Consider the following 12,258-nt stretch of genomic DNA (forward strand, 5'->3'; position numbering starts at 1 on the left):
CATCGCAAGAAGATACCTGAATCGATAACTGATGACTAATATTTATTGAAGGGGGAAGCTTACTGTTGCCGCCAACCCACCGAGGCGCTCGGACTTGTCGAGCCGGAGCGTGGCCCCATGGCGTTCGGCGATGGCCTTGATGATGGCCAGGCCCAGCCCGCTGCCGGCGGCGTCGCTGCCGGCCACGCGGTAGAAGCGGTCGAAGACGCGCTCGCGTTCTTCAGGCGGGATGCCGGGGCCGCTGTCCTCGACGCTGATCGTGGCCGCCTCCTTCTCGGCGTGTACCGCGATGTCGACCGTACCGCCGGCGGGCGTATATTTCACGGCGTTTTCAACCAGGTTGCGCAGCAGGATGTGCAGCGCGTCGGGCTGGCCGTCGATGGCCACAGGGTCCGCATGCTGCAGGCCGAGATCGACTTCCTTGGCAGCGGCCAGGCCGACCAGGTCGCCGACGGTGCGGCGCGCCAGTTCGGCCAGGTCCACCGGGCGCGTCGCCGCGCCATTCGCGGCCGAGGCTTCCTGGCGCGCGAGCACCAGCAACTGCTCGACCAGGCGCGTGGCGCGGTCGATGCCGGCGGTCAGGCGCCCCACCGCCACCTTGCGCGACTCGGGATTGTCGGCGCGGTCCAGGCTTTGCGCCTGCAGGCGCAGCGCGGCCAGCGGCGTGCGCAGTTCGTGGGCGGCGTCGGCGACGAAGTTCTGCTGGGCGTCGAAGGCGGTGCGCACGCGGCCGAACAGCAGGTTCAGTTCGTGCACCAGCGGGCGCACTTCGTCGGGCAGGCCCGATTCGGACACCGGCGAGAGGTCGTCGGCCTGGCGCGACGCGACCTGCGAGCGGACGCGCGCCACCGGCTCGAGCGAGCCGCTGACCACCCACCAGACCACCAGCATCAGGATCGGCATCATCACCGCGATCGGCCCGAGCGTGCGCAGCGCCAGGTTGCCGGCCATGTTGCGGCGCACGGCCAGGTCCTGGGCGACCTGCACGGTCTGGTTGTTGGTCTGGATCGAGAACACGCGGTAGGTGGTGCCGTTGGCGCGCACGTTGGAAAAGCCGAGCACGGCGCGTTGCGGCAGGCGCGCCCGCGACACCGAATGGAAGACCTGCACGCCGTCCGGGGACCACATCTGCACCACCAGGTCGTCGTTGCCGGGACCGGCCTCGGTGCGCTGCTGCGCTTCGGTATTCGACAGCGGCGTGCTGGACCGCAGCGAGAGCGCCATCTGCTGCATGTGGTAGTCGAAGATCTGGTCGGCGTCGTCGAGCGCCGTGTTGTAGGCGATCGAGGCCTGCGCCAGCGCCGCCAGGGTAATTGCCGCCAGCAGGAACCAGAGCAGGCGCCCGCGCAGCGAGTGGGTCATTTTCATGCCTTCGGCACCATGTAGCCGACGCCGCGCACGTTCTGGATCAGGTCGCTGCCGAGTTTCTTGCGCAGGCCGTGGATATACACTTCGACGGCGTTGCTGGAGACTTCATCGCGCCAGCTGTAGAGCTTTTCCTCGAGCTGGGCGCGCGACAGCACGGCGCCGGGCCGCGCCACCAGCGCTTCCAGCACGGCCCATTCGCGCGCCGACAGCGACACCGGCGCGCCGTCGACCAGGATTTCGCGGGTCGCGGGGTTGATCGAGATGTTCTTGTATTCGAAAATCGGCTCGCCGCGCCCGGCGGCGCGCCGCAGCAGCGCGCGGATGCGCGCCAGCAGCTCATCGAGGTCGTAGGGTTTCAGGACATAGTCGTCGGCGCCGGCATCGAGCCCGGCGATGCGCTGGGCCACCGAATCGCGCGCCGTGGCCACCAGCACCGGGGTGCGGTCCTTGCGGCTGCGCATGGCGCGCAGCACGTCGAGGCCGTCTTTCCTCGGCAACCCGAGGTCGAGCAGCACCAGGTCGTAGTTCTGGTTCTGCACCAGGGCGGTGTCGGCCATTTCGCCGTCCTTCACCCAGTCGACGGCGTAGTGCTCGGCCCTGAGCAGGTCGAGCACCACTTCGCCGATCATCGTATCGTCTTCCACCAACAGTAGCCGCATATCGTTTCCCTGGTTTCCCTGTCAAGCGGCCGCGCTGGCAGAAGTCGCTACTTCTCAGCCAATCCGCACCGGAATGAAGATTCTTTCACTTCCGCGCTGGATCAGCAAGGCTACCGACTTGGTGGCCTTGCCGACCATCTCGCGTACCTGCTCGACGCTGGAGACCGGCTTGCCGTTGACCGACAGCAGCACGTCGCCCGGCTGGATGCCGGCGGCGATCGCGGCGCCGGCCGCATCTTCGACCACGAGGCCCGAGGACAGGCCGCTCTGGCGCCGTTCGATCGGCTCGAGCGGACGCAGGGACAGGCCCAGCTTGGCGCCCTTCTCCATCGACGCGACTTCTTCGCGTTCGCCGCGTTCCGGCTTGTCGTTGGCGTTGGAGAGGATGGCGGTCAGGCGCACGATCCTGCCGTCGCGCCAGACGTCGAGCGTGACCTTGTCGCCCGGTTTCGCCATCGCCAGGTTGCCAGGCAGGTCGCCCGAGCCGATGATCGGCTGGCCGTTCACCTTGCGCACCACGTCGCCCGACTTCAGGCCGGCGCGTTCGGCGGCGCTGCCGCGCTCGACGTTGGCAATCAGGGCGCCTTCCGGCGAATCGAGGTTGAAGGAATCGGCGAAGCCCTGGTCCACTTCCTGGATCGAGACGCCGAGTTTCACGTGCTGCACCTTGCCGGTGGCGACGATCTGATCCTTGATGCGCGCCGCGACATCCATCGGGATCGCGAACGACATGCCCATGTAGCCGCCGGTCTGGCTGTAGATCTGCGAGTTGATGCCGACCACTTCGCCGCGGGTATTGAACAGCGGTCCGCCCGAGTTGCCGGGATTGATCGCGACGTCGGTCTGGATGAAGGGCACGTTGCTGTCGTTCTGCAGGTTGCGCCCGGTGGCGCTGACCACGCCGGCGGTGACGGTCGACTCCAGGCCGAAGGGCGAACCGATCGCCAGCACCCATTCGCCGACCTGCAGCGAGCGCGAGCTGCCGATGGGGACGGTCGGCAGGTTCTTGGCGTCGATCTTCAGCACGGCGACGTCGGTGGCGGTGTCGGAACCGAGCACCCTGGCGCGGAATTCGCGCCGGTCAGCCAGTTTGACCATGACTTCGCTGGCGCCGCGCACCACGTGCGCGTTGGTAAGGATGACGCCGTCCGGGCTTACGATGAAGCCCGATCCGGCGCCGAAAACGGGAGCGCCACCCCGGGAACCGCGCGGGTCCTGGAACTGGCGGAAAAAGTCGTAGAGCGGGTGGCCTGGCTCGACCTGCGGCATGCCGCCCGCACTACTGGTTCGGGTGCTGCCCATGACACGGATGTTGACGACCGCCTTGCCGTTCTGCTTGGCGATGCGGGTGAAGTCGGGCAGCGTGACGGTGGCAACGGGCGCGCCCGCCGCAATCGGCGGCGCAGCGGCCGGGGCCGGCGCGGGTGCGGCGGCAACCGGCGCCTGGGCGGTGGCGTTGTTATGGTTGACTGTAATCGCACCGACCGCACCGCCGATTACGCCCGCGGCGCACAGCGCCAGCGTGAGACGTTTTGCGGTGATGGCGGTAACTGCACCTTCGTTTTGCATGGACGCGCTCCTGGATAAAAGGGTTGGCCGATAACGCAGTATCGATGTTTGTAGTGTGGCGGATCAGTCTTAGATGGTGCTTAAAACTCATCCTTAAGACTTTTCAATCACCTGCGGGCGTGAAAAAGGGCGCCCCACCTGCAGGCACCCTCTTTTACTGCTACCTCTGGACGATTACGCGGCTTGACGCTGCTCGATCTGCTGGACGTTGTCCACGACGCCATTCGCATCGCCAATCGCAATCTTGCGTGGCTTGAGCGCTTCAGGCACTTCGCGCACCAGGTCGATGGTCAGCATGCCGTTGTCGAAAGAGGCAGTGGTGACCTTGACGTGGTTGGCCAGCTGGAAGCGCTGTTCGAAGTCGCGGGCGGCGATGCCACGGTGCAGGTAGGTGCGCTCGGTGGCGTCCTTCTGCTTGCGGCCGGTTACGTGCAGGGTGTCGCGCTCGGAAACGATTTCCACTTCGTCGCGGCTGAAGCCTGCCAGCGCCATCACGATGCGGTAGCTGTCTTCGGAGAGCAGCTCGACGTTGTATGGCGGGTAGCTTGGCTGCGACTCGGCGCGCTGCTCGAGCAGGCTGGCCAGGCGGTCGAAACCGATGGCGGAACGGTACAGGGGTGCGAGGTCAAAAGTACGCATGGCAAATATCCTTTTAAAGTTAAGCGATAGGTTCGCGGACCTCATCATGAGCATCCGCTGGTTCCAATCTAATGCCATGTGCCTCCCTTTTCAAGGCATGGGAAATATGGATTTTTTACCATATTTGCAAATTTTATTTGCATCGTCCCGGCGTGCTTTTTCACAACATGCTGCGTGCTACACTCGACCGGTTTCGTTATCCCTACCGGTTAAAAGATGAGCGCTCACGCCCCGTTGTTCCTTGCCGCCAAGACGGCATCCGCCCTTGCCCTCGCCCTGGCGCTGGCCTTCCCTACGCAAGCTGCCGCGCAGGCGGTCGTGCCGGCCCCGGTCGACCAGCCCTACCTCGGCACCATCGTGCTGAAGGTCGATGCGACCAACCTCGCGCAGCAGATTTTCCGCATGCGCATGACGGTCCCGGTCAAGCCCGGTCCGATGACCTTCCTCTACCCGCAATGGCTGCCGGCGAACCACGGCCCGAGCGGCCCGTTGACGCAACTGGCGGGTCTTAAATTCAGCGCCAACGGCAAACCGGTGGAATGGACGCGCGACCCGGTCGAGGTCTTCGCTTTCCACGTGGTCGTGCCGGAGGGCGTGACGACCCTGGAAGCCGAATACCAGTTCCTGTCGCCGCTCGATCCAGCCCAGGGCCGCATCGTCATGACCGACGACATCCTCGGCCTGCAATGGCCGTCGGTGACGCTGTACCCGGCTGGCTATGTGGCGCGCCGTATCACCGTGCAGCCGTCGCTGACGCTGCCCCCCGGCTGGCAGTACGGCACCGCGCTGGAAACGGCGCAGCGCACGGGCGACGAGATCCAGTTCAAGGCGCACGACCTCGAAACGCTGATCGACTCCCCGCTGTTCGCCGGCCGCTACTTCAAGCAGTTCGACCTCGCGCCCGGCGCCAAGGTGCGCGTATCGCTGAACGTCGTCGCCGACAACCCGGAGAGCCTGGAAGCCAAACCCGAGCAGATCGCCGCGCACCGCGCGATGGTCGACCAGTCGCTGAAATTGTTCGGCTCCTACCACTACCGGCATTACGATTTCCTGCTGGCGCTGTCGGACGAATTCGGCGGCATCGGCCGCGAGCATCACCAGTCGAGCGAGAACGGCGTCAAGCCGGGCTATTTCACCGACTGGGCGCGCTCGGAAGCCGGCCGCGACCTGCTGCCGCACGAGTACACGCACTCCTGGAACGGCAAGTTCCGCCGTCCGGCAGGCCAGAACGTCCCGAACTTCAACACGCCGCTGCAAAACAGCCTGCTGTGGGTGTACGAAGGCCAGACCCAGTACTGGGGCAGCATCCTGGGCGCCCGCTCCGGCCTGGTCTCGCAAGCGGGCGCGCGCGATGCGCTGGCCTTGACCGCGGCACGCTACGACAACACGGGCGGCCGTTCCTGGCGCGCGGTGCAGGACACCGTGAACGACCCGATCATCGCCGGCCGCCGGGCGCTCGCCTGGAGCAACTGGCAGCGCAGCGAGGATTATTATTCCGAAGGCGCCCTGATCTGGCTTGATGTAGACACCAAGATCCGCGAACTGTCCGGCGACAAGCGCTCGCTCGACAATTTTGCGCGAGCCTTTTATGGCATCGACAACGGCAGCATGCTGCCCGCCTTTTACACCTTCGAAGACGTGGTCGCCGCATTAACGAAGGTGCAAGCCTTCGACTGGGCGCCCTTCCTGCGCTCGCGCCTGGAAGGCCACGGCCCCGGCGCCCCGCTCGACGGCATCAGGCGCGCCGGCTGGAAACTGGTCTATACCGAGACGCCGACCGACTACATCAAGGCGGCCGAGGAGCGCAGCAAATCGACCGACTTCAGTTATTCGCTGGGCTTCTCGGTGGCGGCTGACGGCGGCGTGCGCGGCCTGGTCTGGGATGGCGTGGCTTTCCGCGCCGGCCTGGCCGGCAACACGACCATCGTTGCGGTCAACAACAAGGTGTTCAAGCCGGAAGTGCTGAAGGCGGCCGTCAAGGCGGCGGCCAAGGACCCGAAAGCGCCGCTCACCCTGCTGGTCAGGAAAGGCAACAACCTGCGCACGATCCCGCTCAACTACCGCGGCGGCCTGCGCTATCCGCGCCTGGAACGGATTCCGAGCACCCCGGATAGGCTCGACGCGATTTACAAGCCGCTGAAGTAGAAGCATCGATAAACCTACTGCGCGTCGGACTGTCGGCCTGCGATGCTCGCTGTGCGCTTGTACAGCTGCGCTTCTCGGCCAACATTCCTTCCGCTCGCTACGGTTTCTCGAAGCTTCAATAATTTTGGGTCGGTGGTATGCTAAGAACATGACTACCGATACCGACATTGAACTGTCCGGCCCGTTCAAGGCCACTGACAGCACAGGCCAGGCCCACGACGTCAAGGCGATCCGCATTTTCGACGAGGGCTATGGGATTATTGATGTGTACGTGGACTTCGCGGCGCCCATCGACGGCGGGCTTTACAAGGACAGCGTCCTGGTCAAGCAGATCATCGAGCGCCTGCGCGGTCTCGGCTACCAGGGGCCGGACTTCGGCCACAGCGATCCGGGCCTGCAGGACCGCAAGCTGATCGTGCTCGAAGCGCCCGAAGAGTTCGCGGCCTTTGCCAAGAGCCGCGGCTGGAAGAACCTCGCCGAAGAGTTCGACGAATAACACGGTTCACGCGGCGCCGATATACCTCCCGCTCCACGCCGCTATCATCGCGGCGACATTCGCCGCTTCCTCCCTCCCTGTCACCAGATGATCGACCCCGTCGAGCGACACAAAGCTCTTCGGGTACGCCGCCAGCTCGAAAATCCGCAGCGCATTGGCGACGTCGACCGTATCGTCGGAAGGCGCATGCATCACCATCATCGCACGCCCCAGCCCGGCAATCCTGTCGGCCAAGTTGTGCCGCGTCGCATCCTCGACGAACTGCTGCCGGATCTGGAATTCGCGCCCCGCCAGTTTGACCCGCGCCTCGCCTAGCTGGGCGATGGTCGCCAGGTGCTCGGCCAGCAGGGAATGGACCACATAATGCGGGTCGCTCGGCGAGGCGATCGTGACCACCGCTTTGGATTCCGGAATCCGGTGCGCCGCGGCCAGCACGGCGGTGCCGCCCATGCTGTGGCCGACGAGCAGGCGCGGCGCAGCATGATGCTCGCGCAAGAAATCGGCGGCGGCCACCAGGTCGTCCACGTTCGACGAAAAATTGGTGTCGCCGAAGTCGCCGGCGCTGGCGCCGAGACCCGCGAAATCGAAGCGCAGCATGGCGATGCCCTGCGCCGCCAGCCCACCCGCAATGCGGTTCGCCGCCAGCACGTCCTTGCTGCAGGTGAAGCAGTGGGCGAAGATTCCATAGGCGCGCGGTGGGCCATTGGGCAGGTCGAGCTTGGCCGCCAGCTTGCCGTGCACGCCCTGGAAATGCGCGCGCTGGCTAGGCATGGGCGCGCCGTCCAATCAGGGAAACGCCGGTGCCGCCAAACGCGAACGAGTTCGACATGACGGTGCGAATCCTTGCTTCACTACGCGCTTCGTTCGGCACGTAATCGAGATCGCACTCCGGGTCGGGCTGGCGCAGGTTGGCCGTCGGCGGCACCATGTCCGCGTTCATCGCCAGGATCGCGATGGCAAATTCCAGCGCACCGGCCGCGCCCAGCAGGTGGCCGTGCATCGATTTGGTGGAACTGACCGGGATCTTGTAGGCCTGGCTTCCGAACACCTGCTTGATGGCGGCCGTCTCGACCGGATCGTTGGCGAGCGTCCCGGTGCCGTGCGCGTTGATGTAATCGACGGTGGCGGCGTCGATGCGGGCCGCGGCCAGGGCCAGGGCCATCGCCCGCGCCTGCCCCGCCACGCTCGGATGGGTCAGGTGGGTCGCATCGGTGGCCAGGCCGTAGCCGCTCACTTCGGCCAGGATGACGGCGCCTCTGGCCAGCGCAGATTCCCACTCTTCCAGCACCAGGATGGCGGCGCCTTCACCGAGCACCATGCCGCTCCTGTCTTTCGAAAACGGCTTGCAGGAAGCCGCCGCATCGCGCGCATCGGGCGTGGCGATGGTGCGGATGGCTTCCCATGCCTTCATGGGCCCGAGCGACAGCGGCGCTTCGGTGCCGCCGGCCAGCATGATGTCGGCAACGCCGCTGGCAATGCGCAGGGCCGCCTCGCCGATGGCCACGCTTGACGACGAGCAGGCGGTCGAATAGGTCAGGTTGGGGCCGGTGAAGCCGTATTCGAGGCCGACCCAGGATGCGGCGGCGTTGTTCATCGACAGCAGGACGCTGAAGGGCTTGATGCGGTCCGAGCCGTCGGCATACAAGGTGCGATAGCCCTCGTCCGTGCTCTGGGCGCCGCCCATGCCGGTGCCGAGAAAGACGCCGACGCGCGCAGGGTCGAGCGTCGCCAGCGGCAGCCCGGCCTGGTCGAGGGCCTGGCGGCTTGCGCCCAGCGCGAACTGGGTGCTGCGGTCCATCATGCGCAGCTTGGCGGGCTCGGCCAGCAGGTCGGGCTGCCACACAACCGGGGCGGCGATCGGATTGGCAAGCCGTGCATACTCGGCCCCTGCCAGCCGGCGTATGCTTGACCTCGCCGCGGCCAGGCTGTCGAGCACCGCCGAGCTTGAATTTCCCAGCGGTGATATGACGCCGATGCCGGTGATGGCTACCCGCCTCATGGTCCGGTCTGCTGCTGCTGTTCCTTCTGTTCCTGCTGCGCCCCTGCCTGCTGGGCGATAAGGCTGTCGACATAGCTTGCCACGTCCTGGATCGTGACGAGCGGCACCTGGTCGTTCGGTACCTGGATGTCGAACTCGTCCTCAATTTTGAACAGCAATTCCATGACGCTCAGCGAGTCGATGCCGAGTTCATCGAGGCGCGCCTCCGGCGTCAACTTGTCCAGCGCAAGCTTGTGTTCTTCAGCAATGATGCGGATCAGGCGGTCGTAGGTATTCATGGGCATTCCTTTATATGTTTCTGTTCAAGCATATTCTGCCTCATGCGGTTTCGATGGCAGGCTGGGCGCGGGGCGCACCTTGCCGCTCCAGCGCGCAAACCAGGTCATCAAGCCCGGATGGCGCGCCAGGAGGGGCATGATGCCTTTGAAAACTTGGGGACGCATCGCCAGCTGGGCATACAGCGCCGACAAGCGGATGCGGCGCGCAAAATGGCGCCGCCAGGCAGCGGCATAGGCCGCGTGGATCCGCGACTGCGCCGCGCCGTCGGCATGTCGGGCACCATGGCGCAGCAGCGTATCGACCAGCAGCACGGCCGACTGCAGCGCCATGCTCATGCCTTCGCCGATGATCGGATGGGCTTCCCCGGCCGCGTTCCCGATCTGGAAGACGCCATCGTAGCGCTTGCTCAGGTGGATTCCGGGGCGAATCGGCCCTGCGCCCAGCCATTTGCCGACCTGCACGCCGCCGTCGAGCAGTTGCGCCGCAGCCGCGCAGTGCCGCCTGACCCAGGCATCCGCCGCCGCGGCCGGCGTCACGCCGGGAAACTGGCGCCTTGCCTGCGCCAGGGCGTCGCGCCGCAGGCAGAAAGCGAAGGTGGCGCGGCCGCCATCGGCGATCACCAGGCCGCCATAGCCGCCGGGGAAGGAGAGGACGGGCAGCAGACCCGGCTCAAGCGAAGTCTGCGCAAAATTGGCCTTGAACGCGAACAGGTCCGATGGCCGGTGGCGGGCAGCTTCGGACGCCGGCTGCCTTCCCTCCTGGCGCACCGGCGGCTCCCAGGAGCCATGCGCATCGATCACCAGCGACACGTCCAGCCGCTTTTCCTCGCCGCCGTCCGCCGGGCGCAGCCGGCACGCGAACTGGCCGGGCGTGCCGACGATGCCGCACACCTGCCAGGGCTGGAAGACCGCCACGCCGCGGCGCCTGGCCTGTTCCAGCAAGAGCGTATCGAGATGCTCGCGCCCGATCGCCAGGCCCCATGGATGCGCCGGATCGCTGAAGGCCGGCAGCGGCGCGCGCACCATGCGTGCGCCGCACACCAGCGCCACCTGCCGCAGCGGCCGGCCGGCAAGCGCGGCGATGGCCTGGCCGACGCCGAGCGCCTCGAGGATCGGCAGGTTGGTCGCCGCGATGCACTCGCCGCAGACTTTTCTGCGCGGGTAAGCCTGCTTTTCGACGAGCGCCACCCGCCACCCGGCCTCGGCCAGCAAAATTGCCGCGCTGCTGCCGGCGGGACCGGCGCCGATCACGAGGGCGTCAAACCGGCTTTCCATGGCTAAGGCCCGCGCGCGGCCGTGAACAGATGGCTGAACAAGCCGGCGCGCTGTTCGTTCAGGCGCCAGGCCGGGCTGGCCGGCCACAGGGACGACAATTCGGCGCCATGAAAGCCTGCCCTGACGCTGGCCACCGCATCGAGACGGGTCACCTGATTGGCCCCGATTAGTCCCACCAGGCGGCTGGCCAGCAGCGACAAGGTATCGCGCCGCGGTTCGCAAGCGACGAACCGTCTCGCGCGCAGGCTGATGGCCTGGAACAGGCGGGTGATTTGCACGTCGTCGAAGTGGTGGATGAAGAGGTTGGCGAGCGCGATGTCGTAGCTGTCGACGCCGTCGCCGCCAGCCCAGTCGGCGACATCGGCCTGTTGCACCGCCAGCTTCCATCCGGTGCCGGCGAAGGCGGCACGCGTGGCTTGCGAGATGCAGTCCTGGCGGTCAAGCAGCACGACCTGGACACCCGGCCAGCGCGGCGCAAATTGCTTCGCCAGGCGCAGCATCAGGCTGCCGTCGCCGGCGCCGAATTCGATGATGCGTTGCGGAGCGGGGGCGTCGTTCAGGGCGCGCGCCAGGATGCCCGCCGCCCCCATGACGTAGTTGATGCGCCCCAGGTCCCGGCGCGATCGGATGGCGCGTGGATCGTCTTCGCGCAAGCCATCGAGGATTTCAGGCTCGAGCAAGCGCGGAAACGAGGATTTCACTGCGGCCTTCATCACGCGTGCGGGCCCGGACGCTCGCGTTCGACCTTCAGCAAGGCGCCATGGCAGCTGAAGCCGGCGCCGAAGGAGGACAGCCACCAATGCCCGCCCGGGGCATGGTCGCGCAGCGCTGCCCTCAGCACGAAATACACGGAAGCGCTGCTGAGGTTGCCGAAGTCGCGCAAGACGGCCGCGCTGTAGCGCAGGTGTTCGGGAGCCAGCCCCATCTGTTTTTGCAGCGCCAGCAACACATCCCTGCCGCCCGGATGCATGATCCAGGCTTGCACAGCGTCGCGCCGGGTTTCCGTGCGCTCCAGGCTGGTCTCCAGCACTTGCTGCGCATACTGCGCGGCCAGGCCCGGGACTTCGCGCGTCAGGATGTTGCGCAGCATGCCCTGCTTCGATTCGAATTGCAGGCGGTCGCGCCGCTCGGGCGCCACCAGCGACTCCGCGTGCAGCCACTCGATGCTGCGCAGGCCCGCTTGCGGCTGGCGCGACAGCACCATGGCCCCGGCGCCGTCCCCGAACAGGCAGGCGCTGATGAGGACACCCGGGTCTTCGTCGAGGTACATCGCGGCGCTGCAGACTTCGACGCAGACCGACAGCACATGCCGGGCCTGGCCGGCGCCGACCAGGGCGTCGGCCAGGCGCATGTTCGGCAGGGCAGCGCCGCAACCGTGACCGACCAGGTCGAAGGCCTGCACGTTTTCGCGCAAACCCAGCTGTTCGATCACATAGCCGCTCAGGCCAGGGCAGAGATAGCCGGTGCAACTGCTGACAATGACGGCGTCGATGTCGGCCGGCGCCAGCTGCGAGCGTTCGAGCGCCTCGATGCCCGCCTGCCTGGCCAGCGCGGGTGCGTGCGCCAGGAAGCGCGCATGCAGGGCATCGGGCGAGATATCGAAGACCTCCTCGAGCGAATCGACGGCAAGATGGCGATGCTCGATGCCGTTATCGCGCAGCAGCACGGCCCTGGCGACGGCATGCGCACGCGGCCCGAGCCGCTCGAACCAGCTCGATTCGGAAAAGGCATTCCAGCAGTCCAGCTTGGAATACCGGTTGGCGGGGACCGCGGTGCCTATGCCATTGATAAACATCAGGAAGTTTAGCCCTTCAAAAAGACATGCATGTC

At 66.3% G+C, this 12,258-nt stretch carries 12 protein-coding genes; 2 read left to right on the top strand and 10 right to left on the bottom strand.

The window, feature by feature from the left end:
• Positions 1 to 42: 42 nt before the first annotated feature.
• The 4 genes from AC56KZ_RS06205 to AC56KZ_RS06220 form a co-directional block, all read right to left on the bottom strand.
• Complete coding sequence (locus tag AC56KZ_RS06205) at positions 43 to 1,368, bottom strand: ATP-binding protein (RefSeq protein ID WP_497161280.1); 1,326 nt, start codon at positions 1,366 to 1,368, stop codon at positions 43 to 45.
• A complete protein-coding gene (locus AC56KZ_RS06210; protein ID WP_497161281.1) occupies positions 1,365 to 2,027 on the bottom strand; it encodes a response regulator in 663 nt (220 codons plus the stop codon). Before AC56KZ_RS06210 ends, AC56KZ_RS06205 begins: the two co-directional genes overlap by 4 nt.
• A 54-nt stretch (positions 2,028 to 2,081) precedes the next feature.
• Positions 2,082 to 3,596: a Do family serine endopeptidase gene (locus AC56KZ_RS06215; protein ID WP_497161282.1), complete on the bottom strand. Its 1,515-nt coding sequence runs from the start codon at positions 3,594 to 3,596 to the stop codon at positions 2,082 to 2,084.
• 174 nt (positions 3,597 to 3,770) lie between these two features.
• The gene (locus tag AC56KZ_RS06220; protein WP_497161283.1) at positions 3,771 to 4,235 is read right to left on the bottom strand and encodes an Hsp20 family protein; all 465 of its coding nucleotides are present in this window, start codon (positions 4,233 to 4,235) and stop codon (positions 3,771 to 3,773) included.
• Positions 4,236 to 4,451: 216 nt separating this feature from the next.
• On the opposite strand from AC56KZ_RS06220, the gene AC56KZ_RS06225 reads away from it, so the two are divergent.
• Both AC56KZ_RS06225 and AC56KZ_RS06230 read left to right on the top strand, forming a co-directional pair.
• A complete protein-coding gene (locus tag AC56KZ_RS06225; RefSeq protein ID WP_497161284.1) occupies positions 4,452 to 6,380 on the top strand; it encodes a M61 family metallopeptidase in 1,929 nt (642 codons plus the stop codon).
• Positions 6,381 to 6,528: 148 nt separating this feature from the next.
• Positions 6,529 to 6,876, top strand: a complete 348-nt coding sequence (locus AC56KZ_RS06230; RefSeq protein WP_497161285.1) for a hypothetical protein — start codon at positions 6,529 to 6,531, stop codon at positions 6,874 to 6,876.
• A gap of 6 nt (positions 6,877 to 6,882) precedes the next feature.
• On the opposite strand, the gene AC56KZ_RS06235 is transcribed toward AC56KZ_RS06230, so the two are convergent.
• From AC56KZ_RS06235 to AC56KZ_RS06260, 6 genes are read right to left on the bottom strand one after another with little or no spacing between them, the layout of a single operon-like run.
• Positions 6,883 to 7,647 (bottom strand): alpha/beta hydrolase family protein, encoded by a 765-nt coding sequence (locus AC56KZ_RS06235; protein WP_497161286.1) that lies wholly within the window; start codon positions 7,645 to 7,647, stop codon positions 6,883 to 6,885.
• The gene (locus AC56KZ_RS06240) at positions 7,640 to 8,875 is read right to left on the bottom strand and encodes a beta-ketoacyl-[acyl-carrier-protein] synthase family protein (RefSeq protein ID WP_497161287.1); all 1,236 of its coding nucleotides are present in this window, start codon (positions 8,873 to 8,875) and stop codon (positions 7,640 to 7,642) included. The genes AC56KZ_RS06235 and AC56KZ_RS06240 overlap by 8 nt, the downstream gene beginning before the upstream one ends.
• Positions 8,872 to 9,153: an acyl carrier protein gene (locus AC56KZ_RS06245; protein WP_497161288.1), complete on the bottom strand. Its 282-nt coding sequence runs from the start codon at positions 9,151 to 9,153 to the stop codon at positions 8,872 to 8,874. The genes AC56KZ_RS06240 and AC56KZ_RS06245 overlap by 4 nt, the downstream gene beginning before the upstream one ends.
• A 24-nt stretch (positions 9,154 to 9,177) precedes the next feature.
• Positions 9,178 to 10,428 carry an NAD(P)/FAD-dependent oxidoreductase gene (locus tag AC56KZ_RS06250; RefSeq protein WP_497161289.1) on the bottom strand — a complete coding sequence of 417 codons (1,251 nt, stop codon included), beginning with the start codon at positions 10,426 to 10,428 and terminating at the stop codon, positions 9,178 to 9,180.
• 2 nt (positions 10,429 to 10,430) lie between these two features.
• A complete protein-coding gene (locus AC56KZ_RS06255; RefSeq protein WP_497161290.1) occupies positions 10,431 to 11,129 on the bottom strand; it encodes a class I SAM-dependent methyltransferase in 699 nt (232 codons plus the stop codon).
• An 11-nt stretch (positions 11,130 to 11,140) separates the two neighbouring features.
• A complete protein-coding gene (locus tag AC56KZ_RS06260) occupies positions 11,141 to 12,223 on the bottom strand; it encodes a type III polyketide synthase (protein WP_497161291.1) in 1,083 nt (360 codons plus the stop codon).
• Positions 12,224 to 12,258: the final 35 nt, after the last annotated feature.

This window comes from Telluria sp. LT2P34, from assembly GCF_059685915.1.